Below are 26,245 nucleotides of genomic sequence, written 5' to 3' on the forward strand. Positions count from 1 at the left end.
AGCGTGTGATGGGGAAGTCAGACGCTGGTCAGGGAGTGTTGCTGGCGGAGCAGCTCCGCCAGCCTGCTCGTCGGTTGTGGACGGGTTTCGTCCAACGCGGCCGTGAAGCGCGCCGGAGAACCGTTCCGTGCGCGCGCCGCGGCTGCGGTGTCCAGCCGGAACGCCGGACGTGCGGCGGACGGTCGTTGGCGAGAGCGCAGCCACGCGAGGCGGTGCAAGGCTTCCGCGTGGTGGTCCGTGATGGTGACGGACGCCTTGTCGAACGAGTGCAGCACTGCAGCGTTCAGGTGAACGGTCGCGAAGTCCCGCCACAGCGTGCGTTCAGACGTTGTGTCCAAACCCAACGCCTCGGCAACCGAGCGCGCCACACCGTAAGCACCTTCCTCTGCCAATGAGCGCGTGCCGATCTCGGCGCCCACGAACCACGAGTTGAACGGCGCCGCGGGGTAGTTCACGCCGCCGATCGACAGCTTCATGTTCGAGATGACCGGAACCGCGTGCCAGCGCAGGCCCATCTCGCCGAACCACGGCAACGTCGGGTGCTCCAGCGGCACCTCGTGCACGATCTCGGACGGCAACGTGAACAGCCGCGGTCCCTCGTGCTCCGTCTCCACCACCAACGGCAGCAGGTCGAAGCGCGAACGACGGGCCGGTGGCCGCCATCCCATGCCCTGCATGCTTTCCGTGAACTGGGTGTAGCGACGGTCCCCCATCCCGTCGGCGTACCCGGCGTACCGGATCAGCTGCTCGTTCCAGATCACCGGCCCCGGCGAGCCGGGCGCGTCCGGCGCGAAAACCGTGACCAGCGGCCGAATCTCACCGCCGTTGGTCGCGAGCCTCAGATGCTCCACGCACTCGCCGGCGACGGCGGCCGCGTTGCGATAGCCGCGCAGATCGCGGACTTTGAGTCGTCGCCACGGAACACCTGAGGTGCACCAACCGGAATCTCGCAGCGCGATCCGCGCGCCGTACGCGAGCTCGTTGGTGGTGTGGCGGTAGGTTCCGGTCTCGGCGATCTCGGCGCGCACCTGGGCGATGCGGGCGGACAGCGAGCCTGCGTCGGAGTGCGCCGCGTGGAACATGCGGACGAACTCCTCCGCGACGGGGAGGACGTCGGGGGTCACGGAGCGGAAACCTATGGCCGGAACGGCTTCACGCGTCACTGCCACTCGGGGCATTTCGGGTGATCAACACCCGCCACCCAATTGGGTGAGAGTTAGACCCCCAGTGGCGGAACGGCCTGCTTGAGACCTCTATCAGGTGAGGTCGTTCCGCTTGAACATCAGATCGTGGGAAACGCGGTCCTCGTTCACGGCACGCTGCTCGAACTTCGTGACGGGCCGCCAGTCCGGCCGAGGCGCCCAGCCGTCGTACATGTTCGTCAGCAGCCGCTCGCCCGAGCACACCTCGAGCATCTGGTCCGCGTAGTTCTCCCAGTCCGTCGCGAGGTGCAGCACGCCACCCGGCTCCAGCCGCGACGCCAGCAACGACACGAACTCCGGCTGCACGAGCCGGCGCTTGTGGTGCTTCTTCTTCGGCCACGGGTCCGGGAAGAAGATCCGCACGCCGTGCAACGACGCGGGTGCGATGTGGGAGGTCAGCAGGTCGACGGCGTCACCGCGCAGTACGCGCAGGTTGTCGAGCCCGCCGAGGTGCTCGCCGCGCAGCAGCAGCTGGGCGAGGCCGGGCTTGTAGACCTCGACGGCCACGTAGTTGAGCTCCGGCGCGGCGGCCACGAGCTGCGACGTCGTCTCGCCCATGCCGGACCCGATCTCCAGCAGCACGGGCGCGGAACGGCCGAACCACGTGTCGAAGTCCAGGGGTCCCTCGGGCAACGACTTCACGTCGTTGCCCATCTTCTCCCAGTACGTGTCCCAGGCACGCTCCTGCCCCACGGTCATGCGCTCGCCGCGCTGGACGAAGCTGACGATGGAACGGTGGTGCTCAGGCCTGGTCACAGCCGTACAGACTAGGCGATGAGTTCGATGTCCTCGATTTGGTCACGCAGGTCGGCCACGGTGAAGTCGATGGGCTGAGGACGACCGTGCCCGCGGTGCGCGGGGACCAGGTGGACGAAACCGCGGTGCGAGTCCGTGAACTGCACCGTTGTCGGCGTGGCAGGCCCGTAGACACCGCTCTCGGACGGCACGAACTCCCAGAACCCGACCTCGCCCAGGTCGACCCACGGCACGAACACCCAGCCGGGACGGTCCGCCAGCAGTGCCGTCACGGCGTCCTCGACGGCGTGACCTTCGGCACGGGACTTCAGCTTGCCGCGGTCCAGTGCGCGCAGCCACCACGGTGCGGGCGCGTCACCCACCGCGTTCACCGCGCGGTAGGTCGCGAGGACCTGCTTCTCACTCGCCTTGTTCACCCAGGAACGACGAGCTTCTGCCGGTGTGCTGGCGAGGTCAGGAGAGTTGGGAACCTCGAGCGCGCTTGCCCACTCGAGGCTGAGCATTGCTTCGACACGAACCGCCACTGGCCACCTCCGGCACCGGGATAACCCCATTGAACGCGAACTCAAACGCCGGTGATGTCCAGAAAGTGCCATTTCATGGCTTGTTAACACCACTCTTACGCAACGTGTGACCCCAGGCACGTTGCGCTGCGGGATGGAAACACGATGTAGCTGGCGTGCCCCTCCTTCCCGCGCTCGCCGTCGTGCTGCCGTTGCTGCTCGCCGCGCAGACGATCGAGGAGCAGGAGTGGCATCTCGACGCCCTCGACATCTACTCGGCGCAGGATCAGGCGCGCGGTGACGGCGTGGTCGTCGCGGTGATCGACTCCGGTGTCGACGCCAAGCACCCCGATCTCGCCGGACGCGTCTTGCCCGGAACCGGCTTCGGCAGCTCCAAAGGCACCGACGGCACGACCGACACCGACGGCCACGGCACCGGGATGGCCGCGATCATCGCCGCGACCGGCAAGAACGGCGGTGCGCTCGGCATCGCGCCCGGCGCCAAGATCCTGCCGATCTCGAGCTCCGAGAAGGAGCAGTTCTCGCTCGACGTCGTCGCGGAGAGCATCAGGTGGGCCGCCGACCACGGCGCCAAGGTCATCAACATGTCGCTCGGCTTCTCCAGCTCGATGACGCCGTCGCTGGTCAAGGCCGTGAACTACGCGATCGAGAAGGACGTCGTGCTCGTCGCCGCCACCGGCAACGACGGCAAGGAGGTCTCCGCTCCGGCCAACATCGGTGGCGTGATCGCGGTCGCGGGGACGAACCGCGAGGGCAAGCCGTGGAAGTCGTCCAACGTCGGCGCGGACACCGTGCTCGCGGCACCTGCGGAAGGCATCGTCACGGCGGCGCCGGAAAGCGTTTACGCGAGCGGGTACGCCGAGATGGACGGCACGAGCGCGGCGTCGGCGATCGTCTCCGGCGTGGCGGCTCTGGTGCGGGCGAAGCACCCGGAGATGCCCGCGAAGGACGTCGTCAACGCGTTGATCAAGACCGCGAAGGACATGGCGGAACCCGGCCGTGACGCCACGACCGGGTTCGGCATGGTCAACCCGATGGGTGCGCTCACCGCGCAACTCCCGCCGGTGGAGCGCAACCCGTTGCTGCCGGAGCCGAAACCCTCGACCGCGCAACCGACTCCGACGCTCGCCGCCCAACGTCCGGAGCAGCGGCCGGACGTCGAGCTGAAGGACAAGCTGCCGTTCGTGGCCGGTGTGGCCGGCGGAACCGCCCTGATGACCGCACTGCTGATCGCCTTGCCCGCCATCAGGTCTCGGCGATCGCAGGTGGTCAGTGCGCGTGATATTCCACCGACTCCTTGGTGAGCTGCATGAACGCCTCCTCCAGCGACCCGCGCTGAGGGCTGAGCTCGTGCAGCACGATCTGGTTCTCCGCCGCGATCTCACCGATCTGCTGCGCCGGAACCCCGTGCACCACAAGGGCTCCGTCGACGGCGTCCTCGGTGACCGTCGCGTGCGCCACGAGAATCTCGCGCAGCTTCACGGCGTGCGGTGAGCGCACCCGGACGTGGTCCTGGGTGGCGTCGCTGATGAACTGCTCGGTGGTGGTCTGAGCGATCAGCTGACCCTTGCCGATGACGATGAGATCCTGCGCGGTCTGCGCCATCTCCGAGAGCAGGTGGCTCGACACGAACACCGTGCGGCCCTCGTCCGCGAGCCGGTGCATGAACTGCCGGATCCAGAGGATGCCCTCCGGGTCGAGGCCGTTGACGGGCTCGTCGAACAGCAGCACCTCGGGGTCGCCGAGCAGCGCGCCCGCGATGCCGAGCCGCTGGGACATGCCGAGCGAGAACCCACCGGCCTTCTTGCCGGCGACCTCGGTGAGGCCGACGATCTCCAGCACCTCGTCGACGCGGCTGACCGGGATCTTGTTGGAGACGGCCATCCACTTCAGGTGCGAGCGAGCGGAACGGTTGGGGTGCACCCACTTCGCGTCGAGCAGCGCGCCGATCTTGCGCAGCGGCTGCTTGAGCTCGGAGTAGTACTTCCCGTCGATCGTGACGTCCCCGCCGGTGGGGGTGTCGAGGCCGAGGATCATCCGCATGGTCGTGGACTTGCCGGCGCCGTTCGGGCCGAGGAAGCCCGTGACGCGACCGGGCCGCACGACGAACGACAGGTCGTCGACCGCCTTCGTCCGGCCGTACTGCTTGCGCAACCGCACTGCCTGGATCATGACCGCTCCCGTTCGCTCGAAAGACTGATCGAGGCGTTGGGCCGTCCCCCGACGGATGACCCAACGCCTCGCTCCCCCTTACTGAGTCACGCGTCCCGTCGCTTGGCGACGATCAACGCGACCACCAGCAGCGCGACAGCGATACCGGCGTAGTAGCCGAGCGAACCCCACTGGCTCAGCTTGTAGACGACTGCTCCCGCTGCCTCGGACTCGGCGCGGCTGGGCGGGTTGACCGAGAGGAAGTGGTCCGCGTTCATGAACGGCAGCCACGCCTGGATCTTCACGCCGACCTTGGGGATGATCCCGACCAGGTTCTCCAGCAGCATCGACCAGACCAGCAGGATCGCCACGGCACCGGCGGTCTGGCGAACCAGGATGCCGACCGCGACCGCGAGGATCGCGCCGATCGCGAACATCAGGCCGACACCGGCGACGTTGCGCCACTCCGCGCTGGAGTTGATCGCGAGGTCGGCACTCGGCTTGATCACCTTCGCCATCGCCCACGAACCGAACGCGACGACCTCACCGATCACACCGGCGACGAACGCGACCACCGCGGTCTTGGCGACCAGCGCGGACGTGCGGTTCGGCACCGCGAGGAACGTGGCCCGGATCGTGCCGAAGCGGTACTCGGTGGTGACCGCGAGCGCGCCCAGCACCAGCACCACGACCAGCGCGAGCCGGCTGCCGGCCTGCGTCAGGTCGACGCTCACGGTCTCGGCGTTGGCGGCGAGCAGAGCCGAGAAGCCGACGGCCATGGCGATCGCGAGCGCCGCGCACCAGTAGGGCGAACGGGTCGAGAAGAGCTTGATTCTCTCCACTGCCAACAGGGTCATCGCACTCACTTCCCGATCTCTGCGTGGTACTCGACAGCATCGCCGGTCAGCTGCATGAACGCCTCTTCGAGCGAACCGCGCTGCGGGCTCAGTTCGTGCAGGACAACACCGTTAGCAGCGGCGATGTCACCGATCTGGTCACTAGTCGCACCCGATACGGACAACGCGCTCTCGCCACCGTCACGAACCGTGAAGCCCTTGTCGGTCAGCAGCGGGCCGAGCTTGTAGAGCTGAGGACTGCGCACGAACACTGAGTTACCCGTCGAGCGGTCGATGAACTCCGACGTGGTGCTCTGCGTGATCAGCTTCCCCTTGCCGATCACCACGAGCTCGCTGGCCGTCAGGGCCATCTCGGACAGCAGGTGGCTCGACACCAGAACCGTGCGGCCCTCGGCGGCGAGGTTCTGCATGAACGTGCGGATCCAGAGGATGCCCTCGGGGTCCAGGCCGTTCACCGGCTCGTCGAACAGCAGCACCTTCGGGTCGCCGAGCAGTGCCGCGGCGATCCCCAGCCGCTGCGACATGCCGAGCGAGAACCCGCCCGCCTTCTTGCCCGCGACCTGCGTGAGGCCGACGGCTTCGAGCACCGCGTCCACGCGCTTGGCGGGCAGTCCGTTGGAGACGGCGAGCCACTTCAGGTGAGCGCGGGCGGACCGGTTGGGGTGCACCCACTTGGCGTCGAGCAGTGCGCCGACCGTCCGCAGTGGACGGTTGAGCTCGGCGTAGGGCTTCCCGTCGATCAGCACGCGGCCTGCCGTCGGTCGGTCGAGCCCGAGGATCATCCGCATCGTGGTGGACTTGCCGGCGCCGTTCGGACCGAGGAACCCGGTCACCCGTCCAGGTTGGACGGTGAACGACAGGTCGTCGACCGCGACCGTCCTGCCGTATCTCTTGGTGAGGCCGATTGCCTCGATCATCAGCTTTCCCCTCTCGGTGACAGGGGAAACTCTCCCGCTCGGAGGGGGTCGGCCACATCGCCCAGCAGTCCACGCCGAGCGTCAACTTCAGTCGTGCGGTGCCGCTACCTCAGTCGTAGTTGAATGCTCCTCATGGGTTACACGGAAGCTCCTGAAGGCTGGTGGCGCGAGTTCGTGCTGGCCAAGCCCGCGCGCACCGGCAAGCTCGCGGTCACCCGCAAGGACGGTTCGCCGCACGTCGCCCCTGTCTGGGTGGACCTCGACGGCCCCGACCTCGTCTTCCTGACCTCGCGCGACACGATCAAGGGCAAGTCGATCCTGCGCGACGGCCGCGTGGCCCTCTGCTTCGACGACGAGACGCCGCCGTTCAACTTCGTGACCATCACGGGCCGCGCGCAGATCGACGAGGACCCCGAACAGCTGAAGTACTGGGCGGGCCGCACCGCGGCCCGCTACATGGGCGACCACCAGGCCGACGCCTACGCCGAGCGCAACGGCGTGCCCGGCGAGATGGTCATCCGGGTGAAGATCGACAAGGTCGTCGCCAAGAACAACATCTCCGACTAGTGCCCGATCGTGGCGAGCGGGTCCACGCCGTAGTTCAGCGCGTACCCGTTCTCCACGCCGACGAGCAGGTCGACCACCTCGAAGTAGGTGTCCCAGAACGGCGTCTCCCGCAGTGCGTCCACGAGCAGTTGGTACGACTCGTGGTCGCGCGCCTCCCACATCCAGACGTCGGTCACTTTCGCGCCGTAGAACTCCGTGTCGAAGAAGCGCGATCGCACGCCTTCGATGTCCTTGAGCTTCGGCAGGATCTCCGTCTCGAACGCCTGCATGCGGTCCGGCACCGCGAGCGACAGCCACTTCGGGGTGGTCTTGATGAGCATGAACGCGGTCAGCTTCGCTTCGAATGTCATGCCAAAGACGCTATGGACCAGCACTTATTTCGTGCCACGCAACTTTGACAAGACAGAGTTGCGTACGGTGCAAACATGGACCTGAACCTGCTCCGGGTGTTCGACGCCCTGATCCAGGACGGCAGCGTCACCGCGGCGGCCGAGCGGCTTCACCTCTCCATCCCGGCCACGAGCAGAGCGCTCTCCCGGCTGCGGCGGGAGATGGAGGACCCGATCCTCGTGCGCGCCGGCCGGGGTCTCGCGCCCACTCCGTTCGCCCTCCGCATCGCGCCGCGAGTGCGGTCGTTGCTGGACGAGGCGGCGGCGCTGGTCAACGACAAAGCCGTGGACGTCGCAGAGCTGCGCCGCACGTTCACCATCCGGGTCGGCGACGGTGTGGTGACCTCGCTGGTCGGTGCGGTGGCGGAAGCGGCACCCCACGTCGTGCTCCGGTTCGTCGCGGAGGGAGACGAGAGCGTCGAGGTGCTCAGGGACGGCACCGTCGACCTGGACATCGGCGCCGGTGCCGACTCCGACGCGGACATCAGGTCCGAGGTGCTGTTCCGAGAACGGATGGTCGGCATCGTCCGCCTCGACCACCCGCTGAAGCGGCCCACGCTCAAGCAGCTCTGCAAGTACCCGCACGTCAGCGTGTCGCGCAGAGGTCGCGTGCACGGACCGTTGGACGAGGCACTGCAAGCCGAAGGTCTGCAACGCCACGTCGGCGCGGTCGTGCCGTTCTACGCGGCCGCGGCGACGTTGGTCGCCTCGACCGACTACATAGGACTGATCCCCCGGCGTCTCGCCGAGGAACACCCCAAGACCCTCCGCTGGTTCCCGATCCACGCGGACCTGCCGGAGGTCGAGGTGCGCCTGCACTGGCACGCGCGCCTCGACGCCGATCCCGCCCAGCGCTGGCTGCGCGACGTGGTCAGAAGAACCGCGAAAGCGCTTGCGCCGCCCCGTCTTCCAGCACCGTCCCGGTAACCCCGTCGGCAGCGGCCTGCACGGTCGCCGGTGCCTGACCCATCGCGATTCCGCAAGCAGCCCACCGCAGCATCTCGACGTCGTTGGTGCCGTCACCGATCGCGAGCGTGTCGTCGGCCGAGATCCCCAACGAGATCCTGAGTTCTTCCAACGCCGAGCCCTTCGTGACGTTGGGCGGCACGGCGGTCAGCCACGGCTCGGTGTGGTCGACGTGCCAGGAGACGTCGGGCAGCTCCAGCTCCCGCACGGCGAACGCCAGCTCGGCGGGCGTTCGGTCGTGCCAGCGCATCACGAGCCGCGGCGTGGGCACGGCGGTGATCTCCTCGAACGTCGCGTCGGTGACCACGCCCCACAGGTCGCCCGGCAGGAACCGGCCGAGCGAGAGGCTGCCGACACCGGTCTGCTCGGCCGAGAACACCGAGCCCGGCAGCAACGCCTGCAGCGCCTTGATCGTCGGACCGGGGTCGAACGTCGCGCGCTTGGTGATCTCGTCCAGTTTCGGGTCCCACCACACCGCGCCGTTCGAGCACAGCGCCATCGAGGCGGGTATCTGAGGTGCGATCGGGGTCGTGCCGATCAGGCTGCGGCCCGTGCACAACACGACGTGCGTGCCGTGTTCGGCAGCGCGCGCGACGGCGGCCTTCACCGCGGGCGAGATGTCGTTCGAGCCGACGTGGGTCAGGGTTCCGTCGATGTCCAGCGCGACCAGGCGCGGTCTCCAGCTCACGTGTCACCATCCTATGCGAATGTTAGTGAATTGTGGTTCACTAATGAGGTGGCACGGCCGAGAACCATCTCCGACGAGCGGATCCTCACGGCGACCGAGACCGTCATCGACCGCAAAGGGCCCGAGTTCACGGTCGCGGACGTGGCGGCGGAGGCCGGGGTGTCGGTCGGCGCGGTGGCGAAGCGGTTCGGGTCGAAGAGCGGCCTGCTGCAGGCGCTCACCAGAGCGGGCACCGAAGAGGTCGCCCGGAGGATGCGCGAGGCGGGCAACGTCAGAGAAGCGCTGCTGACCTGGTTCGACCGGCTCGCCGATCCGGCGACCGCCACGAACAACCTGGCGCAGCTGGGCGTCGACCTCATCGACCCAGAGCTCCGGGCGCTGCTGGCCAGGCACTACGCGGTGCTGGAGGCGGAGCTGGAGATCCTGTGCGCGGCGGAGAAGCTGCCGTCCAACGCGGCTCGCGTGCTGGCCGCGCTGGTGTACGGGATCGCGATGGACTGGTCGATCAGGCCACGTGGAGAGCTCGTGGCACGCATGGAAGAAGACATCGATCTGGTGCTGAAGGGGATGCGCTGATGGCTACCTGGGCCGAGTTCGCGGCCGAGCAGCCCGACCTGGCCGCGTTCGCGCAGAGCAGGTTCGCTGCGGACCGGCACGCGTTGATCGCGACCTTGCGCAAGGACGGCTCACCGCGGATCAGCGGCGTGGAGCCGGACTTCACGCGCGGCGAGCTGTGGGTCGGCATGATGCTCGACTCGCTGAAGTCGCGCGATCTGCGGCGGGACCCGCGCTTTTCGTTGCACTGCAACACGACCACGGCCTCGATGACCGCGGCGGGCGACGCGAAGATCAGCGGGACCGCGGAGTTCTGGACGGAGAAGGACGACTACCTCAAGGACCTGTACGACCGCACGGGGTGGATGCCGGAGGGCGGCGAGCTCGACCTCTTCCGGCTGAACGTCACCGAGGTCGTGTCGCTCACCGTCGAGGGTGACGGGATGGTGGTCGTGTCCTGGCACGAAGGAAGGGGAATTCGGCGTGTCACCAAGAAGTGAGCCCGACCTGAGCGGGAAGGTCGCCGTCGTCACGGGCGCCACTCGTGGGGCGGGGCGGGCCATCGCGGTGGAGCTGGGAGCAGCCGGCGCGACCGTGTTCGTGGCGGGACGCACGACGCGCACGCAGCAGTCCGAGGTCGGCCGTGCCGAGACGATCGAGGACACCGCGGACCTCGTCACCGAGGCCGGTGGCAAGGGCATCGCCGTCCGCTGCGACCTCACCGATCCGTCCGATGTGGACGCACTGGCGGCGAAGATCGACAAGCTCGACGTCTTCGTCGACAACGCGTGGGGCGGCGAGAACCTCGTCGAGTGGGGCAAGTTCTGGGAGCACGACCTCGACAAGCAGCTGCACATGTGGCGCAACGGCGTCGAGACGCACCTCGTCGCGTTGCACAAGCTGATGCCGATCCTGATCCGCTCCGACGACGGACTCGTGGTCGAGGTGACCGACGGCGAGGACGGCGAGGCGTACTTCGTGAACCTCGCCTACGACGCGGTGAAGAACACCGTGCGCAGGTTCGGAGAGGTGCTGGCGAAGGACCTCAAGGACCACCCGAACGTGACGGCGATCGCGGCCACGCCGGGGTTCCTGCGGTCAGAGCAGATGCTGGAGACGTTCGGCGTCACCGAGCAGAACTGGCGTGACGCGATCGAGAAGGTGCCGGACTACGCGATCTCCGAGACACCGCACTACCTCGGCCGCGGCATCGCACATGTCGCCGCGGACAAGGATCGCCGCAGGTTCGCCGGACAGTGCCTGTCGTCGTGGAAGCTCAAGCGCGAGTACGGCTTCACCGACCTCGACGGCACCCAGCCCGACTGGGGCCGCTGGTGGGACGACGTGGTGAAGCCGCGCATCGCCGGGACGACCGTGGAAGCGGATCCGGCGAACTACCGCTAAGCGTCGCCGGGGCGGACGAGACCGGTCTCGTAGGCCAGCACCACGGCCTGCACCCGGTCTCGCAGCTCCAGCTTGGCGAGAATCCGGCCGACGTGCGTCTTCACCGTCGCCTCCGACAGGAAGAGCTTGCGGGCGATCTCCGTGTTGGACAGGCCCTTCGCGATCAGCACGAGCACCTCGCGCTCGCGTTCGGTCAGCACGTCCAGCACGGTGGCGTCGCGCAGCTCACCGCCGCCGTCGCCGAGGAACCGGCCCAGCAGCCGCTTCGTGACGGACGGCGAGACCACCGCGTCGCCAGAGGCCACCGCCCGCAGCGCCGACACCAGGTCGGACGGCGGGGTGTCCTTCAGCAGGAAGCCGCTGGCGCCGTTGCGCAGGGCGGACAACGCGTACTCGTCCATGTCGAACGTGGTCATGACCAGCACCTTGGCCGTGTCGGCCTCGGTGATCCTCTTGGTCGCCTCCACGCCGTCCAGCACGGGCATGCGGACGTCCATCAGCACGACGTCGGGCCGCAGTTTGTCGGCCATCTGCACCGCGTCGAGACCGTCCGCGGCCTCGCCGATGACGTCGATGTCCTCCTGCGCTCCCAGCACCATGCGGAAGCCCATGCGCATGAGTTCCTGGTCGTCGACCAGCAGCACCCGAATCACTCGATCACCCTATGCGGCCAGGGGGAAGCTCGCGCGCACGCGCCAGCCCCCGCCGGGGTTGGGGCCCGCCTCGAACTCGCCGCCCAGCACCGCAGCCCTTTCCCTCATGCCGATCAGTCCGTTGCCGCCCGACACCTTGACCACGTCGTGGGGTGTGCCGAAGCCGTTGTCGATCACTTCGAGCCGCAGCTCCTCCGGTGAACGGGCGAGGCGCACCAGCGCCGTCGAACCCGTGCCGGCGTGCTTGATGGTGTTGGTCAGCGCTTCCTGCACGATCCGGTAGACGCTCAGGCCCACGCCGACGGGCAGGTCGTCCACGTCGCCGGTGATCTCCAGCCGCACCGGCACACCGGCCGCGCGGGTGTTCTCGGCGAGCTCGACGACACCGCGCGCGTCAGGCTGCGGGGCCCACTGCGTCTCGGCGTCCTCGCTGCGCAGCACGCCGAGAAGCCGGCGCATCTCGGTCAGCGCCTGACGTCCGGTGTCCGCGATCGTGCGGACCGCGTTCTCCGCGACCTCCGGCTGCGACCTGATCGTGTAGGCGGCGCCGTCCGCGTGGACGATCATGACGCTCACCGCGTGCGCCACCACGTCGTGCAGCTCGCGGGCGATGCGGGACCGCTCCTCGCCGACCGCGATCTTGGCCTGCTGGTCGAGGCCGGTCTCGAGCAGCTTGAGCCGTTGCTCCATCTCGCTCTGGTACGCGCGGCGAGCCCCGATGAACTCGCCCATCGCCCAGCTGAAGCCGAAGATCACGAAGACCATGAACACGAGGAAGATGGCCTGGAGCTCGGCGATCTGGAAGACCGCCCACAGCAGCGTGCCCGCGAGCAGCCAGCCCGAGTAGATCAACCCCGACTTGCGGCCCACGTACGCGACGAGTGTGTACAGCGCGATGGCCAGCGCGAAGTCCGACAGCCGCACCGGGATGCCGTTCTGCATGCCGCCGTGTGTGAAGAGCTGCAGGAACCCGCCGGCGAGGATCAGGTAGCTCGTGCCGACGGGGTGGTACCGCCGGAACGGGAGCGGCCCGAGCAGCAGCAACGTCACCGCGAAGAACGCCGAGAACGACACGCCCTGTTCGGCGGCCGCCACTGCCAGCCCCATGTCCGAGATCAACAAAAGCCCGGCGATCAGGGAGTCCCCGAACGCCGGGTGAGCCTTCATCCACAGGCTGAACCGCCGCACCGGACAAGGTTAGGTGCGGGTCGAACTTTCGCGCGTCGCGCCACGGGTGGACCCAGCGTACGACTTCAGTGTGAGTTATTGTGTCAAGGAGTTGATACAAAGTCGTCGGGGGTGCGCGTGCTGCTGGACATGGTGATCGCCGCTGGGGTGGGATTGCTGCTGCTCATGGCGCTGTGGCCGACGCAGTCGACCGGCAGGCGGCTGCTGAAGAGCTGGCGGGTGCAGGATCCGACGCCCGCGCAGATCGACGACGCGATCCGCTACCTGAAGCGGCGCCGGGTGCTGTACCCGGTGCTCTACGCGGTGTTGACGCTGGTGCCGCTCGTCAGCGGCCAGGGCATCGGCTCGCTCGCGGCGATCGTGCTCGCCGGCACGCTGCTCGCCGAGCTGATCGCGACGCAGCTGCACCGCGGCGGGACGCAGCGGGTGGCCTCGCTCACGCCGCGCGGCCTGTTCGACATCGCCAACCAGTACGTGTTGATCGCGTACGCGGTGATCGTGGTGATCGGGCTCGTCGTGCTGGTCGTCGACCTGCGGATCGGTCAGATACCCGCGCTCGTCGTGTCCGTCGGCGCGGTCACGCTGGTCATGTGGGCGGCGGTGGCACGACCGGCCGACGGTGACGAGACGGTCGACCGGGCCCTGCGCACCCGCAGCGTGCACGTGTCGGCGGGCCTCGGCGCGGCCGTGGTGGGCGCGCTGGCGGGTGGGGGCTTCGTCTTCGCCGGCCTGCTGGCGTGGATCGCGATGTCCAACACCAACTACGTGGCCAAGAAGATCTTCTGGTGAACCAGCTTTGGGGGAAGCGTGGACGTTCCGTGGGTTCCACTGGTCGGGTTCGTGGGGACGAGCCTGGTCGCGTTGCTGGTGCTGTGGCCGAGGGAGGGGAACGGCGAGCGCCTGCTGAAGAAGTGGGGCATCGCCGAACCGAACCAGCAGCAGGTCGAGGAGGGTGTCCGCTATCTGAAACGGCGGCGGTTGCTCTACCCGTGGCTGTACGGGGCGTTGTGGCTGCTGCCGCAGTGGGGGAACAACACCACTCAGCTCCTGGTGGTCGTGCTCACCGGCACGTTGCTGGCTGAGCTGATCGCACTGCGGCCCCGCCGGGACGCGCGTCGTGAGGCGACGCTCACCCGGCGCGGGCTCTTCGACATCGCCTCCGGGTGGGTGGTGCTGTTGTACGCGGTGATCGCGATCTGCTCCGCGGTCTACCTCGGCCTCCACCAGCGCTGGGACCTCCTGGGGTGGCTGGCGCTGTCGGTGGTGGCGGTCGCCGTGATCACCTGGGCCGCGGTTGCCCGGCCGGCGACCGGTGACGGGGTCGTCGACAAGGTTCTGCGCACTCGCAGCGTGCACGTGTCGGCAGGGCTCGGCGCGGCGGTGGCGGTCGCGGTGACCTTGGAGCCCAGAGCGGGGTTCGTCGGTCTGCTCCTGTGGATCGGGATGGCCAACACCAAGCCGGATCCGGCGAAAATCACGCCGTGAGTGCTCCCAGAATCGTCGTCGACGTCGACAACGGGGTTCCGCCCTGGCGTCAGGTGCGCGACCAGCTGATCCTGCTGATCGGCGGCGGTGTGCTGCCGGTCGGGTCGCGTTTACCCACGATCCGGCAGCTTGCCGCCGACCTGGGACTGGCAGCGGGAACCGTCGCGCGGGCGTACCGGGAGCTGGAGACCTCGGGCGTGATCACGACAGGACGAAGGCAGGGCACCGTGGTGGCCGCCCTGCCTTCGCATGCACCGGACCCGCTCTCCGCCGCCGCGGCGGAGTTCGTCGCCGTCGCTCGGTCGCTCGGCGCCAGCGAGGGGGAGGCGCTGGACGCCGTGCGTGCCCGTTACGGGGCTGAGTAAGGCGACTCGATCTTGGGCGCGGGTCGCGGTTCGCCCACGTGCGCGTGACGCTCTTCGTAGATCCGGTGTTCCTCGGCCATCTGGTCCGCGAGCTGCTGCTGCAACTGGCGATCCCGAATCCTGGCCAGGATCGCCATGGTGACGCCGTGAGCCAGTGCCAGCAGCAACAGCACGATGCCCAGCTTCACGACCACGTTCTTCACCGGATCGCCGGTCTCGATCTCGATGATCGACACCAGCGCCAGCAGGCCGAGCACGACGAGGTGGAACAGCACGGCGGTCAGCTTCATCATGCCGCCGACCTGTTCGTCGTCGTACGCAGCGCGCTTCAGATATCCCTTGCCGCTGTGGTAGATCAGCTGGCCGTCGACCACGACCAGGACGATCCCCAGCACCAGGAACGTCACGTAGCTGTCACCCATGTGGTGTGGCTACCCGCGTACGCACGCGCACAAACCGTGGCACGATCAGTGCTCGTGACGGCGTTGCAAGGACAACAACTGGCCGGACCGCTGTGCGCGGCCGTGGCCAACTTGTGTGTTGCCTTGCAACCACAGGTCTCCCAGCAGACAGCGCACGGTTTCCAGGAAGTGCTGCGGCGCCTGCACGCGCCGTTGCAGGTCGCGGTGGCCGGGCGGATCAAGTCAGGCAAGTCGACCCTGGTCAACGCGTTGATCGGGCGTCGGGTCGCGCCCACCGACGTCGGTGAGTGCACCCGGCTCGTGACGCGCTACCAGTACGGAACCGTCGACCGCATCGAAGTGGTGCTGCGGGACGGGCGACGCCAGGTGCTGCCGTTCGACGCGTCCGGCATGATCCCGGCTTCTCTTGGTGTGGAAGGCGTTTCGCACATCGAGGCGTACCTGACGAACGCCGTGCTGCGCGACTTCACCGTCATCGACACCCCTGGGCTCGGGTCGTTGGACGCTGCTTCGGTCGCACGGACCGAAGAACTGCTGGATCCCGTGTCCGCCAATGCCGTCGCGGGCGCCGAAGCTGTTCTCTACGTCGTGACGCAGGGCGTTCGTGCGGATGATCATTCGACGCTGGCCGCTTTCACCGCGGCGACCGCTTCTCGTGAGGCCGGGCCGGTCAACGCCATCGCCGCGCTGAACAAGGTCGACGCGGTGGCGCCGGAAACCGTTGAGGGCTCTGACGGTGACGTGTGGCGTGCCGCGGAGATCCTGGCGGGCAAACAGGCTCAGCTGCTGAAGCCGCGCGTTGCCGACGTCCTGCCGGTGATCAGCCTGCTCGCCGAGTCCGCGGAGACCGGTGAGTTCACCTCGGCCGACGCGGAGGCGTTGCGGCAGCTGGCGGCGCTGGACGCCGACACCCGCACGATGATGCTGATGTCCGGCGATCTCTTCACGTCGTGGGACTGCGAGGTCGCGGCCGGTGTGCGGTCGCGGTTGCTGGAGAAGCTGGACCTGTACGGCATCGGTCGCGCGCTGGCGGCTCTCGACGCCGAGCCTTCACTCACCGCGGGTGCTCTGAGGCGCGTGCTGTTCGACGCCTCTGGGTTCGCAGCGGTTCGTGGTCGGTTGGACGCGGTGTTCCGGGCCCGTGCCGACGGCATCAAGGCGGCCGCGGCGCTGGCGTCCGTCACGTCGCTGGCCTCGGGTGATCCCGGTGAACGGCAGCGCGTGCACGACGCGATCGAGGTGTTGCTGGCTCGTCCGGAGGCCCACCAGCTGCGGTTGCTGGAGGCGTTGACGCTGGTGTCGTCGGGCGCGGTTTCGCTGGCTCCGGATCTGACGGAGGAGGTACTGCGCGTCGGCAGCACTCCGGACGTACCCGGCCGACTGGGGCTGACCGGCCGTCCGTTGCCGGAACTGGTCGCGTATTCGCTGGAACGCGCTGGTTGGTGGCGTTCGTTCGCCTCCTTCGGCGCGACGCCGGCGCAGGCTCGAGTGGCGCACGTCGTCCACAGGGCGTATTTCCTCATCTGGCAGCAACTACGTGCTGGGGGCACCGATGAGCGCGAGGGGAACCGATCCCACCGGGGTGGCGTCGGATGACGGTGTGGAGACCATTGCCGACGAGCTGCTCGACCAGGCGCTGGCCGAACGCCGCGCGCTGGTGCAGCTGTGCCTGTACGCGCTGGACCGCGCCAGTTCAGGAGTGGTCGAGCGGATCGAGGAAGGCCTGTCCTCGATAGGAGTCGTGGCCGTCCGCGCGGATGGTGAGCGCTTCGACCCGTCGCAGCACGAGGCCGGCGGCACGGTGCCGACCGATGACGTCTCGCTGCTCGGATTTGTGGCGGAGACCGAGGTGCCCGGCTTCTGCGACCGCGGCCGTGTTCTGAGGGCTCCGATCGTGACGGTTTACACGGCCCGATGAGCACACTTCCGCAGACCGTCCGCCAGACGCGCGAACGTCTCACTTCTCTCGTGCGCGAGCTCGACCCGGCGCTGGCTGACTGGGTTGCCCGCAACGCCGCTCCCGAGGTGTCGTCGGTGGTGATCGTCGGCGAGACGAACCGCGGCAAGTCCTCGCTGGTCAACGCTCTGCTGGCCACGCCAGGCCTGTCCCCGGTCGACGCCGACGTGGCCACCTCCACGTACCTGGTGTTCCAGCACGGCCCGTCGTGGGCCGCCCGCGCCTGCTACCCCGGCCTGCTCGCCCCGGTGACGTTCCCGCTGCCCGCTCTGATCAACTGGGTCTCCGCCGCGCACGACCTGCCACCCGGTGAGCTCCCTCCGCGCTACGTCGAGGTCGACGCGCCGATCCCGTTGCTGGAACGCATGTCCGTTGTGGACACTCCGGGCGTCGGCGGCCTGGAGTCCGTGCACGGCGAACTGGCTCTGGAAGCAGTCACCTCCGCCACCGCCCTGGTCTTCGTCGTCGACGCCTCGTCCCCGTTCACGCGCGGCGAGCTGGACTTCCTCAAGCGCGTCGGCGACCGCGTGGAAACCGTCGTGTTCTGCCTGACCAAGACCGACCAGTACCGCGGCTGGCGCCAGGTCCTCGACGCCGACCGCGCCCTGCTCGCCGAACACGCCCCGCGCTTCGCCGAAGCGGTGTTCCACCCGGTGTCGTCCCGCATGTTCGAGATGGCGTCCGGTGCGCCGAACCCGGACGCCGCCGCCATGCTCCGCGAACGCTCGGGCATCATCGCGCTGCAGACTTCCTTGCAGGAGCTGGTGACCGGACGCGCCGGCATGCTCGCCGAGGCCAACGCCCTGCGCGCACTCTCGACCGTCCTGGACGAGCTTCGCGTGCGTTTGGAACACGAGAAGCGCGCCCTGTCCGTGGGCGAAGACGAAGCCGCGGTGCTGCGTGCCCGCCGCGAGGAACTCCAAACCGAACGCCGCTCCTCCACACGAGGCTGGCAGGTCCGTCTCCGCGGCGAGATCCAACGCGCCCGCGTCGAGAACTCCCACGAGATCTCGCGCCAGATGCGCGACCTGCAAACCTGGTACCGCCAAGCCATCGACGGCGCCGACCGCACCGCGTTGGCCTCGCTGCCCCAACAGGTCGACACGGCCCTGCAGGTCGTCTCAGGCCGCATCTCCACCGCCTTGTCGGCCCGCCTCTCCCAGTTGACCGACGTGGTCCTGGCGACCCTGTTCAGCCCTGAGGAACTGACCCTGATCCGCGGCCAGTTCGCCCGCGGCGAGCAGCCTCCGGTCGTCCTGCGCCCCAAGGAAAAGCGCCCACCCACAGCCGAGGACAAACTCCTGGTCTTCATGGGCGTCTCCGGCGGCCTGGGCGCCGGCAAACTGGCCGTGATGCCCCTCGCCGGCCTCGGCATCGCCGTCCTGAACCCGATCGTCCTCCCGGTGACGATCGCCCTGGGCCTGGGCGCCGGCTGGTGGATGGCGCGCACCCGAACCCACACGGCCGAAAAGCAACACGTCAAACAATGGCTCTCCGACGCCATCGCCGACGCACGCTCCACAGTGGACCAACTGGCCGCCGAACAGCTCATCGAAGCCGAGCAGGCCCTGTCCCTCGCTCTGGACGAGGCTCTGGCCAAGCGCATCGAGGCCATCGAAGCCGAACTCCGCGAGGTCGACAAAGCCCTCCGCATGGAAGCAGGCGAACGGGGCCGCGAGCTCCAGTCCGTCACCCGCCAACTCGCCGAGGTCGAACAGGGCCGTGCCAAGGCCGCGGAACTGCTCGGCCGAATCCGCTCGGTCCGCGACCGCGCCTAGCTCACCGCGTAAAGCACCAGAGCGATCAGCGCAGGCGGCACCACGCACAGCAACCCACCGAGGTAGGACCAACCGCGGTTGACGACTTTCGCGTTGGGCAGCAGGGCTTCCACCGCCTCCCGCACACCCCGGTTGCCGGTCCGCTCGTTGACGACGAGCCTCACCCCGTCCGCGTCCACGAGCTCGACCATGCGAAAGGCAACGGACTGCGCGGGCATGACGAACCGCCTGACCCGAACCAGCCGCTGAAGGTCGACAGTGCGCCGCCCGCTCACCGTCCGGCCCGTCAGGTACCGCTCGCCGTCCAGCTCGAGCCCCATGCCGCCGGCCAGCAAGGGCAGCCAGTACAGCAACGCGGCGACCCAGGCGACGACGATGAAACCCACGAACGAGTGCTGAAGACCGGCGAACACGGACAGCGCAAGACCCGCCACGAGGACGATGCTCAACGCGACCCGAGCCCGTCTGCGCGCAGTGGTTGCCGACGTCATGCGAACCCCCAGTCCGATGTCGCCACTCAGACGCGCGAACTCACCCCGTTCGTTGCGCCACCGTGCTCACGAACGCCCGCCACGCGCCAGAAGACACGTCGAACAGCGGACCATCCGCGTTCTTCGAGTCCCGGACGGAGACAATGCCACTCCCCAGACGCACTTCCACACAGCTGTCACTGGTGGCCGAGCTGTGGCTGCTCTTGGCCCACACGAACAATTTCAGGATCTCCTCGCCAGAAACTCGACCAGGGCCGCACTGCTCGCCTCTGCAGTCAGGGCGATGTCCAGGACGGTCGCGAAGAGCTGCCGCATGGGTGCGGTGTCAACACGCTGGTCGAAATACAGAGCCGGCCCCCAGACGGAGGGCACGAACGTGATCGGGTCGGCGTTGGCGAACTCCAGCGTGACCATGCCGCCACCCAGCCAGGGGTTGTTCCCGACGTCCAGGGGCACGATGCGGATGCTCAGGCCGGGGTGCTGATCGGGTAAGTGCAGCAGGTGCCGAACCTGCTTGCTCATCACAGCCGGGTCGCCGACGACGCGGAGCAGCGCTTCCTCGGTGAACACGATGTCGATCTGCTCGGCGTTGGGGGATTCGAGCACCCGCCGTTGTGTATCCAGGCGGAAGTCGATGCGCTCCTGCTTCTCGGCCTCCGTCCAGATTCCGCTGCTCGCCTCCATCAGCGCCCTGACGTAAGGCTCCGACTGGACCAGTCCTGGCATGATGCCGCCGGCCTCGTACCAGCCGATCCGTCTCGCCGCGGCCAGCATGTCGGTGAACCGCAGGTAGGAGTCGGGCAGAGTGTCCAGGTACCCGAGGCGTGGCTGCCGGCGCCGGCAGGCCCGGCCGAGTGCGAGCACGGTCGCCCGTTGCTCCGGCGTCACTCCGTAGAAGTCGAGCAACCGGGCGAGCTCTTCCGCTTTCAGCGCGCCCTTGCCGTTCTCCACCTGACTGAGCCGGGCTGCGCTCTTGCCGATCACGTTGGCGGCTTCCGGCTGCGTCTTGTCGGCTGCGAGGCGGAGCCGTTGCAGCGTGAGTCCGAGCTGGAGGCGTTCCACAGTCTGCCGTGCTTGGCCCACTTGGTTGCCTCCTCTCATTCGCTTAGGCGAGCGACTTAACGCTTAAGAAAGCCTAAAGTTAAGCATATACAGAGCCGCCTGGGGTGAAGATGAGGGTGAAGCCATGGGCGTCAGGCGTGAGTGGCTCCTGCACTGCAGCGACAGCTACGCGGACCGGGCGGTCTGCGAGGTCAGCGTGAGTGCCGGAGCGGTGGAGATCGCGGGCCCCGACGGCCCGGCGTTCACCCTCGAAGGTCGTGAGATCGCGCAGTTCCGCGCGGCCCTCGACGCCGCCATCGGCCAGTCCGAGATCGACCTCCGCGCGCGTCACACGGTTGGCGGGGGAACCGAACCGGCATAACGTGGGTCATACCGGTACATGAGCGGTAGGAGGTGTGTCCCGGTGTACATCGACGAGAACGGTGCGGCCGACGCCGAGCTGAAGGTCACCGTCGAGGATGAGGAGTACACCGCCGACGTCACCTTCGACCTCGACCAGGACGGCACGAACGACTCGGCCGTGGTCGAGACGGATGACGGCGGTCATCTCGCGTTCACCGACACGAACGGCGACGGTGACGCCGATCTGATGAGCACGTTCGACAAGGACGGCAATCTCCTGAGCCAGGCTCGGTTCGAGGAGAATTCCGGCGAGTGGGTTGCCGTCGACCCGAACGACTCAACGCAACAAAAGACGAATTCCGCGCCGCAGACCACCATTGTCGTGCACACCGACGAAGGCGATCGAAAGGTCGGCCAGGCGACTGAGGACACCGACGGCGACGGCCGGGCCGACACGGCGGTGGTCAAAGACGACGACGGCGACACCTGGCTGTTCACCGACAAGAACGGCGACGGCAAGGCCGACGTGGCGACCGAGATCACACGGTCCGGCGAGGTCACGATGTCGGAACACCGCGGTGACGACTGGGTCGAGGTCGAGCACGGGCACATCGAGTCCGACGGCCGGTACGTGACGGACTCCAAGAGCGGCATTCTGGACGACTCGGACGACTGGTTCGAGGAAGAACGGTTCGACGGGGTCGTCCGAATCGATTCGACCACCGGGCAGTGGATCAGCCCGAACTGAAGCCCAGGTCACAGGCCCCGGTGTGGTGAGAACCGCACCGGGGCCTCTTGTGTTTTTCCCACCTCAAGCGCGCCTTAACGCCGTCCGAGTGCTGAATCGATTCCAGAATCGGTTTTGTGAGGGAAGCGACAGGCTGGGGGTGCTTTACCTGCCATTCACCGGGCTAACCTCGATCCATCCCCTTCCACGCACGCCCGGCCCCACCGGGCGTCTGGAGCTATTCCCGAGGACGACGAAGTCCCCGCACACCGGACGACCCACGCGTCCTCGGGCAGCCGAGGCGTTCAGTCAGGAGACGAGACGAGATGACGGCAGTGACCATTCCCGGTCTCGAACACGCACCTACCAACCACGCGCGCTTGCTCGCATGGGTTCAGGAAGTCGCTGAGCTGACCTGCCCCGATGAGGTTGTTTGGGCGGACGGGTCCCAGGGTGAATGGGACCGTCTCACGCAGAAGCTCGTGGACGCCGGCACGTTCGTTCCGCTCAAGAAGAAGCAGAACTCGTTCTGGGCGGCCTCGGACCCGAGCGACGTCGCTCGCGTGGAGGAGCGGACTTACATCTGTTCGGTGCGCGAGGAGGACTCGGGCGCGACGAACAACTGGATGGACCCTTCCGAGATGAAGGCCATCATGACCGAGCTCTACCGGGGCTGCATGCGTGGCCGCACGATGTACGTGATCCCGTTCTGCATGGGCCCGCTCGACGCGGAGAAGCCGATGCTGGGCGTCGAGATCACCGACTCGGAGTACGTCGTCGTCTCGATGCACATCATGACCCGCATGGGCACCAAGGCCCTCGCGGTCTTCGGTGACGACGCGGACTTCGTGCCCGCGCTGCACTCGCTCGGCGCGCCGCTCGAGGCCGGCCAGCAGGACGTGCAGTGGCCGTGCAACGACACCAAGTACATCTCGCACTTCCCGGAGACCCGCGAGATCTGGAGCTTCGGCTCCGGCTACGGCGGCAACGCCCTGCTCGGCAAGAAGTGCTACTCCCTGCGCATCGCGAGCGTCATGGCGCGCGACGAGGGCTGGCTCGCCGAGCACATGCTGATCCTCAAGCTCACCTCGCCGGAGAACAAGGCGTACTACATCGCCGCCGCGTTCCCGTCGGCCTGTGGCAAGACGAACCTCGCCATGCTGGAGCCGACCATCCCCGGCTGGAAGGTCGAGACGCTCGGCGACGACATCGCCTGGATGCGCTTCGGTGAGGACGGCCGCCTCTACGCGGTGAACCCGGAGAACGGCTTCTTCGGCGTCGCGCCCGGCACCGACTACCACACCAACCCGAACGCGATGCGCACCATCGCCAAGGGCAACTCGCTGTTCACGAACGTCGCGCTGACCGACGACGGCGACATCTGGTGGGAGGGCATGGGCGAGCCCCCGGCCCACCTCACCTCGTGGAAGCACCAGGACTGGACGCCGGACAGCGAGGAGCTCAGCTCGCACCCGAACTCCCGTTACTGCACGCCGATCGAGCAGTGCGACATCAAGGCGCCGGAGTGGGAGGACCCGAACGGCGTCCCGATCAGCGCGATCTTCTTCGGTGGCCGCCGCGCCACGACGATCCCGCTGGTCACCGAGTCGCGCGACTGGCAGCACGGCACCTACATGGGCGCCACGCTGTCGTCCGAGACCACGGCCGCCGCGGTCGGCAAGACCGGCGTCGTGCGTCGTGACCCGATGGCCATGCTGCCGTTCATCGGCTACAACGCCGGTGACTACTTCCAGCACTGGGTCGACCTCGGCAAGCGCGCCGACGCCGACAAGCTGCCGAAGATCTTCTACGTCAACTGGTTCCGCCGCGGTGACGACAAGCGCTTCCTGTGGCCCGGATTCGGCGAGAACTCGCGCGTGCTGAAGTGGGCCATCGAGCGCATCGAGGGCAAGGCCGCCGCTCAGGAGACCCCGATCGGTTACGTGCCGACCGCGGACGACCTGGACCTGGAGGGCCTGGACGCGTCGCGTGAGGACATCGAGGCCTCGCTGGAGTTCAACGCCGACGAGTGGCGTGCCGAGATCCCGCTGGTCGAGGAGTGGTTCGCGAAGATCGGCGAGAAGGTCCCGACCACGCTGCGCGACCAGCTGGCGGCCCTGAAGCAGCGCCTCGGCTGATTCTTCTGAGGTGTTTGGTGACCTACCGGTCAACGGCGACCGGTGGGTCACCTTTTTGAGGTACTACTAGTGGTGTGACGCAGGACGAGGACTTCCTCGGCGGACTCCACTTCGACGGCACCAAGCGCGATGTCGAGGTCGGTCCCACGACGGGCATCGTGCGCTACTACCCCGTGCCGCCCGCCCCGCCGGCCCGCACCCCGTGGTGGCGGTACACGGTCGTCTTCGTCCTCGGTTTGGCGATCGGCACCGCTGCGGGCGTCGTCCTGTGCAGCAATTTCTTGTGAATCGGTGCAGCTCACCGTCCATTTGAGACGAAGTTGTCCACAGGTGTGGACGGCTCTGTGCACATGTTGTGGATAGCTGTGGACAAGCCGAAAAAGGTCTTGAACCAGGAATGAACCTGACCCCTACCGGGAACGTCTTAGGTATGTGATGGCGGTCACAAAGATCGTCACCGGACGGTAGGGAGGTGTGCCGTGGGGATCGCTGGAATCGCGATGCTGGTGCTGTCCCTCGCCGCGGTGCTGATGGTCGTGGTCGCCGGATCAGTTCGGGAGCGGGTTGTCGCGGAGGCCGAGGAGCGTGCCGCCGAAGGCCCTGGTGGCCTCCGCATAGCAGATGGCGTACGTCCAACCCTCTGACCAGCCCTGGGATCCGGGCATGCGCCAGGCGGGGAAGACGTCGGTGCGCTTGTCCGAGCCCACGTAGTCGTGCACGGCCTTGGTGCACTTGTCCTTGGCGACGTCGCTCATCTGGTCCTTGGACGGCGCGGGGTCCTTGTAGTTGCCCAGCGGCACGATGCCGGCCGGCACGGCCTCGGCCATGTGCGTGCCGTTGCACGCGGTCGGCTTCACGTCCGGGTCCTTGGACGGCGAGCCGCCGAGACAGATCTGGTACGTGTTGAAGCTCGCGTCCTTGAGGACGCCCTTCAGGCTTCCCTTGCGCGCCAGGGCTTTTCCTTCGGGGGCGAGTTCGACGACGGTGCACAGCCGCCAGCGCTCGCCCTTCTTCCAGCCCGCCTCGTTCGGCCAGAACGCCCACACCTGCAGGCGGGTCGCGCCGGCGTCCGCGCTGCCCAGGTAGTCGTTGATCGCGCCGTAGCACGGGGGCAGCGCGGCCTTGCGCAGCGCCTGCGAGTCCGGGTAGCTCGTCGGCAGGCCGCTCATCTCGCCGACGTTCATCACCTCGGCGTCGTGGCTCGCGGCGCAGTCGACCGGCTTGAGCTCCGAGGAGTTCATGCACTGCCCCACTTTCGGCAGTGTCGGTGCGTCTGCGGCGGCGGTGGACGGCATCGGGCCTGGGATGGCCTGACCTCCGACCTGGATGGCGCACCCGCTGAGGGCACTCGCGCTCAGGATGATTGCCACCGCCAGCCGCACACGATTCACACCACAGAGACTAGGGCCTTGACCTGATCGGCGATGTCCCGACGCTGCTTTTCGAACGCCGCGTCCGTCAGCGCGGCCGGGTCGGCGGGCTGTCCGAGCACCGGCGTGTGGAGGTGTCCGCCGAGGACATTCGTTGCGCCGTAACCGATTCGGATGCGGTTGGCCCGGTACATGCTCTCGTTGGAGAGGTAGTTGCCGCCGCCGCCGACAGCCGCGACACGCCCTGGCGTCGGGTCGTCGGTGCGGCAGTCCTGCTGTGAGCCCACGACGACCCATTCGCAGAAGCTCCGGTTCAACGTCACCGGGAACGGACCGGTGCCCGCGTCGATCATCTTCTGGAACGGCAGCGACGTCTCGATGAACTCGGTGGTCGGCTGCGGCCACCCGCCGGCGTCAGGGACGGTGCCGTAGGAGCTGGCGTTGTTGTTGTCCGGGAAGCCACCCCGCCAACGCGCCGCCCACCGCTCGATGTCGAACTTGCCTGGCCTGCCCTGGCTGATCGTCACGAACGCGTCCGGCTTCTGCTCCAACGCCGAACCGTAGAACCGCTCCACGACGCCCTCGTCGAAGCCGCCCCACAGCACCGGCAGCACCGCGGCCTGAAGGACGACCTTGCCCTGCGGAGTGGTGATCTCCCTGCCGTCGAGCTGCAGCGCCGCCGCACCGGCCGGGTTGGCGCGCCGCACGTTCGTTCCGGTGAGCTGGAACGGGTCGAAGCCGGTCACTGCGATCTTGCGCACGCCGGGCTTCGCTGGGAATGCCGAGTCGCTCAGTCCGCGCGAGGCCCAGTCGAACTTCTGAATCAGCTGAGCGCGGTCGTGCACCGAGAGCGCGAACTTCGGCTTCCACTGGCGCAACGCGGTGGAGAGCTGCAGCCGGGCCCAGTAGAGCGGGCGGTCGTCGTAAGCGTCGTGTGCCAACGGTTTCGTGCTCTGCGCGCGGGCGACAGCGGCCTTCCACAGCGCGTTGCCCTCGCGTTCGGCGAACTGCTGAGCCTGCTTGAGGACGATCTGACGGCAGAGCTTCGAGGTGAACTCGGTGACGCGGCCGTCGAACCCGGCGAGCTTCACGAGCGCGGGACCGACGGCAGGACCACCGGCCACGAGGGTGTCGTCGAGCCGCTGTTCCTCGACGGTCAGCCCGACGGAGGTGTCGTAGCAGTTGGCGTCCTGGGCGTGGGCGACGCCCGGCACGACCGCGAGCCCTGCCGCGATCACGAGTCCGGCGATGATTTTCACGGTCTCCATCTCAACGGAAAAGGGCCACCCGT

32 protein-coding genes are annotated in these 26,245 nt (G+C 67.8%); 16 read left to right on the forward strand and 16 right to left on the reverse strand.

Annotation, left to right across the window (positions count from 1 at the left end):
- Positions 1-17 precede the first annotated feature (17 nt).
- The 3 genes from AB0M24_RS26490 to AB0M24_RS26500 form a co-directional block, all read right to left on the reverse strand.
- The gene (locus AB0M24_RS26490; RefSeq protein ID WP_363773171.1) at positions 18-1,124 is read right to left on the reverse strand and encodes a nitric oxide synthase oxygenase; all 1,107 of its coding nucleotides are present in this window, start codon (positions 1,122-1,124) and stop codon (positions 18-20) included.
- Between the two features lie 132 nt (positions 1,125-1,256).
- On the reverse strand, positions 1,257-1,901 hold the full coding sequence (gene trmB, locus AB0M24_RS26495) for a tRNA (guanosine(46)-N7)-methyltransferase TrmB (RefSeq protein ID WP_363773438.1): 645 nt from the start codon (positions 1,899-1,901) through the stop codon (positions 1,257-1,259).
- A 68-nt stretch (positions 1,902-1,969) separates the two neighbouring features.
- Positions 1,970-2,374, reverse strand: coding sequence for a hypothetical protein (locus tag AB0M24_RS26500; RefSeq protein ID WP_363773174.1), 405 nt, complete (start codon positions 2,372-2,374; stop codon positions 1,970-1,972).
- Between the two features lie 263 nt (positions 2,375-2,637).
- On the opposite strand from AB0M24_RS26500, the gene mycP reads away from it, so the two are divergent.
- Positions 2,638-3,786: a type VII secretion-associated serine protease mycosin gene (mycP, locus tag AB0M24_RS26505; protein WP_363773176.1), complete on the forward strand. Its 1,149-nt coding sequence runs from the start codon at positions 2,638-2,640 to the stop codon at positions 3,784-3,786.
- On the opposite strand, the gene AB0M24_RS26510 is transcribed toward mycP, so the two are convergent.
- From AB0M24_RS26510 to AB0M24_RS26520, 3 genes are all read right to left on the reverse strand, one after another.
- Positions 3,752-4,654 carry an ABC transporter ATP-binding protein gene (locus AB0M24_RS26510; RefSeq protein WP_363773179.1) on the reverse strand — a complete coding sequence of 301 codons (903 nt, stop codon included), beginning with the start codon at positions 4,652-4,654 and terminating at the stop codon, positions 3,752-3,754. The genes mycP and AB0M24_RS26510 overlap by 35 nt on opposite strands.
- A gap of 86 nt (positions 4,655-4,740) precedes the next feature.
- Positions 4,741-5,490, reverse strand: coding sequence for a hypothetical protein (locus tag AB0M24_RS26515; protein ID WP_363773182.1), 750 nt, complete (start codon positions 5,488-5,490; stop codon positions 4,741-4,743).
- A 5-nt stretch (positions 5,491-5,495) separates the two neighbouring features.
- On the reverse strand, positions 5,496-6,407 hold the full coding sequence (locus AB0M24_RS26520) for an ATP-binding cassette domain-containing protein (RefSeq protein WP_363773185.1): 912 nt from the start codon (positions 6,405-6,407) through the stop codon (positions 5,496-5,498).
- A gap of 132 nt (positions 6,408-6,539) precedes the next feature.
- Between AB0M24_RS26520 and AB0M24_RS26525 the strand changes: the two genes are divergently transcribed.
- On the forward strand, positions 6,540-6,974 hold the full coding sequence (locus tag AB0M24_RS26525; protein ID WP_363773189.1) for a PPOX class F420-dependent oxidoreductase: 435 nt from the start codon (positions 6,540-6,542) through the stop codon (positions 6,972-6,974).
- Here the strand turns inward: AB0M24_RS26525 and AB0M24_RS26530 are convergent.
- The gene (locus AB0M24_RS26530; RefSeq protein ID WP_363773192.1) at positions 6,971-7,324 is read right to left on the reverse strand and encodes a darcynin family protein; all 354 of its coding nucleotides are present in this window, start codon (positions 7,322-7,324) and stop codon (positions 6,971-6,973) included. The two genes, AB0M24_RS26525 and AB0M24_RS26530, sit on opposite strands and share 4 nt — an antisense overlap.
- Before the next feature lie 75 nt (positions 7,325-7,399).
- Here AB0M24_RS26530 and AB0M24_RS26535 point away from each other — a divergent pair, with 75 nt between their 5' ends.
- The gene (locus AB0M24_RS26535) at positions 7,400-8,290 is read left to right on the forward strand and encodes a LysR family transcriptional regulator (protein ID WP_363773195.1); all 891 of its coding nucleotides are present in this window, start codon (positions 7,400-7,402) and stop codon (positions 8,288-8,290) included.
- Here the strand turns inward: AB0M24_RS26535 and AB0M24_RS26540 are convergent.
- A complete protein-coding gene (locus AB0M24_RS26540) occupies positions 8,235-9,017 on the reverse strand; it encodes an HAD family hydrolase (protein ID WP_363773198.1) in 783 nt (260 codons plus the stop codon). The two genes, AB0M24_RS26535 and AB0M24_RS26540, sit on opposite strands and share 56 nt — an antisense overlap.
- A 48-nt stretch (positions 9,018-9,065) precedes the next feature.
- Here AB0M24_RS26540 and AB0M24_RS26545 point away from each other — a divergent pair, with 48 nt between their 5' ends.
- Genes AB0M24_RS26545 through AB0M24_RS26555 form a run of 3 tightly spaced genes read left to right on the forward strand, consistent with a single transcriptional unit; the run spans position 9,066 to position 10,976 of the window.
- Positions 9,066-9,593 carry a TetR family transcriptional regulator gene (locus tag AB0M24_RS26545; protein WP_363773201.1) on the forward strand — a complete coding sequence of 176 codons (528 nt, stop codon included), beginning with the start codon at positions 9,066-9,068 and terminating at the stop codon, positions 9,591-9,593.
- A complete protein-coding gene (locus AB0M24_RS26550; protein ID WP_363773204.1) occupies positions 9,593-10,072 on the forward strand; it encodes a pyridoxamine 5'-phosphate oxidase family protein in 480 nt (159 codons plus the stop codon). The genes AB0M24_RS26545 and AB0M24_RS26550 overlap by 1 nt, the downstream gene beginning before the upstream one ends.
- Positions 10,056-10,976: an SDR family oxidoreductase gene (locus tag AB0M24_RS26555; protein ID WP_363773207.1), complete on the forward strand. Its 921-nt coding sequence runs from the start codon at positions 10,056-10,058 to the stop codon at positions 10,974-10,976. The genes AB0M24_RS26550 and AB0M24_RS26555 overlap by 17 nt, the downstream gene beginning before the upstream one ends.
- Here AB0M24_RS26555 and AB0M24_RS26560 read toward each other — a convergent pair.
- Entirely contained in the window at positions 10,973-11,629 is a 657-nt protein-coding gene (locus AB0M24_RS26560; RefSeq protein WP_030465720.1) for a response regulator transcription factor, read from the reverse strand. The genes AB0M24_RS26555 and AB0M24_RS26560 overlap by 4 nt on opposite strands.
- Positions 11,630-11,638: 9 nt before the next feature.
- Positions 11,639-12,817 (reverse strand): sensor histidine kinase, encoded by a 1,179-nt coding sequence (locus tag AB0M24_RS26565; protein ID WP_363773211.1) that lies wholly within the window; start codon positions 12,815-12,817, stop codon positions 11,639-11,641.
- A 111-nt stretch (positions 12,818-12,928) separates the two neighbouring features.
- Here AB0M24_RS26565 and AB0M24_RS26570 point away from each other — a divergent pair, with 111 nt between their 5' ends.
- From AB0M24_RS26570 to AB0M24_RS26580, 3 genes are read left to right on the forward strand one after another with little or no spacing between them, the layout of a single operon-like run.
- Positions 12,929-13,606, forward strand: a complete 678-nt coding sequence (locus AB0M24_RS26570) for a hypothetical protein (RefSeq protein ID WP_363773214.1) — start codon at positions 12,929-12,931, stop codon at positions 13,604-13,606.
- An 18-nt stretch (positions 13,607-13,624) separates the two neighbouring features.
- The gene (locus AB0M24_RS26575; RefSeq protein WP_363773217.1) at positions 13,625-14,302 is read left to right on the forward strand and encodes a hypothetical protein; all 678 of its coding nucleotides are present in this window, start codon (positions 13,625-13,627) and stop codon (positions 14,300-14,302) included.
- Positions 14,299-14,667, forward strand: a complete 369-nt coding sequence (locus AB0M24_RS26580; protein WP_363773220.1) for a GntR family transcriptional regulator — start codon at positions 14,299-14,301, stop codon at positions 14,665-14,667. The genes AB0M24_RS26575 and AB0M24_RS26580 overlap by 4 nt, the downstream gene beginning before the upstream one ends.
- Here AB0M24_RS26580 and AB0M24_RS26585 read toward each other — a convergent pair.
- On the reverse strand, positions 14,652-15,089 hold the full coding sequence (locus AB0M24_RS26585) for a hypothetical protein (RefSeq protein WP_363773222.1): 438 nt from the start codon (positions 15,087-15,089) through the stop codon (positions 14,652-14,654). The two genes, AB0M24_RS26580 and AB0M24_RS26585, sit on opposite strands and share 16 nt — an antisense overlap.
- Positions 15,090-15,143: 54 nt before the next feature.
- On the opposite strand from AB0M24_RS26585, the gene AB0M24_RS26590 reads away from it, so the two are divergent.
- The 3 genes from AB0M24_RS26590 to AB0M24_RS26600 are packed head-to-tail and all read left to right on the forward strand — an operon-like array spanning position 15,144 to position 18,824.
- Positions 15,144-16,685: a dynamin family protein gene (locus tag AB0M24_RS26590; RefSeq protein ID WP_363773225.1), complete on the forward strand. Its 1,542-nt coding sequence runs from the start codon at positions 15,144-15,146 to the stop codon at positions 16,683-16,685.
- Positions 16,642-17,007, forward strand: coding sequence for a nucleotide exchange factor GrpE (grpE, locus tag AB0M24_RS26595; RefSeq protein WP_363773228.1), 366 nt, complete (start codon positions 16,642-16,644; stop codon positions 17,005-17,007). The genes AB0M24_RS26590 and grpE overlap by 44 nt, the downstream gene beginning before the upstream one ends.
- Positions 17,004-18,824, forward strand: coding sequence for a dynamin family protein (locus tag AB0M24_RS26600; protein ID WP_363773231.1), 1,821 nt, complete (start codon positions 17,004-17,006; stop codon positions 18,822-18,824). Before grpE ends, AB0M24_RS26600 begins: the two co-directional genes overlap by 4 nt.
- On the opposite strand, the gene AB0M24_RS26605 is transcribed toward AB0M24_RS26600, so the two are convergent.
- The 3 genes from AB0M24_RS26605 to AB0M24_RS26615 are packed head-to-tail and all read right to left on the reverse strand — an operon-like array spanning position 18,821 to position 20,398.
- Entirely contained in the window at positions 18,821-19,315 is a 495-nt protein-coding gene (locus tag AB0M24_RS26605; RefSeq protein ID WP_363773233.1) for a hypothetical protein, read from the reverse strand. The two genes, AB0M24_RS26600 and AB0M24_RS26605, sit on opposite strands and share 4 nt — an antisense overlap.
- Before the next feature lie 40 nt (positions 19,316-19,355).
- The gene (locus tag AB0M24_RS26610) at positions 19,356-19,529 is read right to left on the reverse strand and encodes a DUF397 domain-containing protein (RefSeq protein ID WP_363773441.1); all 174 of its coding nucleotides are present in this window, start codon (positions 19,527-19,529) and stop codon (positions 19,356-19,358) included.
- An 8-nt stretch (positions 19,530-19,537) separates the two neighbouring features.
- Positions 19,538-20,398 (reverse strand): helix-turn-helix transcriptional regulator, encoded by an 861-nt coding sequence (locus AB0M24_RS26615; protein ID WP_363773235.1) that lies wholly within the window; start codon positions 20,396-20,398, stop codon positions 19,538-19,540.
- Between the two features lie 103 nt (positions 20,399-20,501).
- On the opposite strand from AB0M24_RS26615, the gene AB0M24_RS26620 reads away from it, so the two are divergent.
- The 4 genes from AB0M24_RS26620 (at position 20,502) to AB0M24_RS26635 (ending at position 23,871) form a co-directional block, all read left to right on the forward strand.
- A complete protein-coding gene (locus AB0M24_RS26620) occupies positions 20,502-20,738 on the forward strand; it encodes a hypothetical protein (protein ID WP_363773237.1) in 237 nt (78 codons plus the stop codon).
- Positions 20,739-20,780: 42 nt separating this feature from the next.
- On the forward strand, positions 20,781-21,467 hold the full coding sequence (locus AB0M24_RS26625; protein WP_363773239.1) for a hypothetical protein: 687 nt from the start codon (positions 20,781-20,783) through the stop codon (positions 21,465-21,467).
- 305 nt (positions 21,468-21,772) lie between these two features.
- Positions 21,773-23,584: a phosphoenolpyruvate carboxykinase (GTP) gene (locus AB0M24_RS26630; RefSeq protein ID WP_363773242.1), complete on the forward strand. Its 1,812-nt coding sequence runs from the start codon at positions 21,773-21,775 to the stop codon at positions 23,582-23,584.
- 74 nt (positions 23,585-23,658) lie between these two features.
- Positions 23,659-23,871, forward strand: a complete 213-nt coding sequence (locus AB0M24_RS26635) for a hypothetical protein (RefSeq protein WP_363773245.1) — start codon at positions 23,659-23,661, stop codon at positions 23,869-23,871.
- 261 nt (positions 23,872-24,132) lie between these two features.
- Here the strand turns inward: AB0M24_RS26635 and AB0M24_RS26640 are convergent, their stop codons facing one another.
- Positions 24,133-24,975 (reverse strand): septum formation family protein, encoded by an 843-nt coding sequence (locus AB0M24_RS26640; protein ID WP_363773247.1) that lies wholly within the window; start codon positions 24,973-24,975, stop codon positions 24,133-24,135.
- The gene (locus AB0M24_RS26645) at positions 24,972-26,213 is read right to left on the reverse strand and encodes a hypothetical protein (RefSeq protein WP_363773250.1); all 1,242 of its coding nucleotides are present in this window, start codon (positions 26,211-26,213) and stop codon (positions 24,972-24,974) included. Before AB0M24_RS26645 ends, AB0M24_RS26640 begins: the two co-directional genes overlap by 4 nt.
- Positions 26,214-26,245 lie beyond the last annotated feature (32 nt).

This window comes from Lentzea sp. NPDC051838 (assembly GCF_040681245.1).
Taxonomy (GTDB): Bacteria; Actinomycetota; Actinomycetes; order Mycobacteriales; family Pseudonocardiaceae; genus Lentzea.

Coding starts and splice junctions, on each gene's coding strand:
- AB0M24_RS26530 (WP_363773192.1), bottom strand. CDS start 7,324: ATGACATTCGAAGCGAAGCTGACCGCGTTCATGCTCATCAAGACCACC.
- AB0M24_RS26520 (WP_363773185.1), bottom strand. CDS start 6,407: ATGATCGAGGCAATCGGCCTCACCAAGAGATACGGCAGGACGGTCGCG.
- AB0M24_RS26585 (WP_363773222.1), bottom strand. CDS start 15,089: ATGGGTGACAGCTACGTGACGTTCCTGGTGCTGGGGATCGTCCTGGTC.
- AB0M24_RS26600 (WP_363773231.1), top strand. CDS start 17,004: ATGAGCACACTTCCGCAGACCGTCCGCCAGACGCGCGAACGTCTCACT.
- AB0M24_RS26630 (WP_363773242.1), top strand. CDS start 21,773: ATGACGGCAGTGACCATTCCCGGTCTCGAACACGCACCTACCAACCAC.
- trmB (WP_363773438.1), bottom strand. CDS start 1,901: ATGACCGTGGGGCAGGAGCGTGCCTGGGACACGTACTGGGAGAAGATG.
- AB0M24_RS26535 (WP_363773195.1), top strand. CDS start 7,400: ATGGACCTGAACCTGCTCCGGGTGTTCGACGCCCTGATCCAGGACGGC.
- AB0M24_RS26515 (WP_363773182.1), bottom strand. CDS start 5,490: ATGACCCTGTTGGCAGTGGAGAGAATCAAGCTCTTCTCGACCCGTTCG.
- AB0M24_RS26510 (WP_363773179.1), bottom strand. CDS start 4,654: ATGATCCAGGCAGTGCGGTTGCGCAAGCAGTACGGCCGGACGAAGGCG.
- grpE (WP_363773228.1), top strand. CDS start 16,642: ATGAGCGCGAGGGGAACCGATCCCACCGGGGTGGCGTCGGATGACGGT.
- AB0M24_RS26605 (WP_363773233.1), bottom strand. CDS start 19,315: ATGACGTCGGCAACCACTGCGCGCAGACGGGCTCGGGTCGCGTTGAGC.
- AB0M24_RS26620 (WP_363773237.1), top strand. CDS start 20,502: ATGGGCGTCAGGCGTGAGTGGCTCCTGCACTGCAGCGACAGCTACGCG.
- AB0M24_RS26525 (WP_363773189.1), top strand. CDS start 6,540: ATGGGTTACACGGAAGCTCCTGAAGGCTGGTGGCGCGAGTTCGTGCTG.
- AB0M24_RS26550 (WP_363773204.1), top strand. CDS start 9,593: ATGGCTACCTGGGCCGAGTTCGCGGCCGAGCAGCCCGACCTGGCCGCG.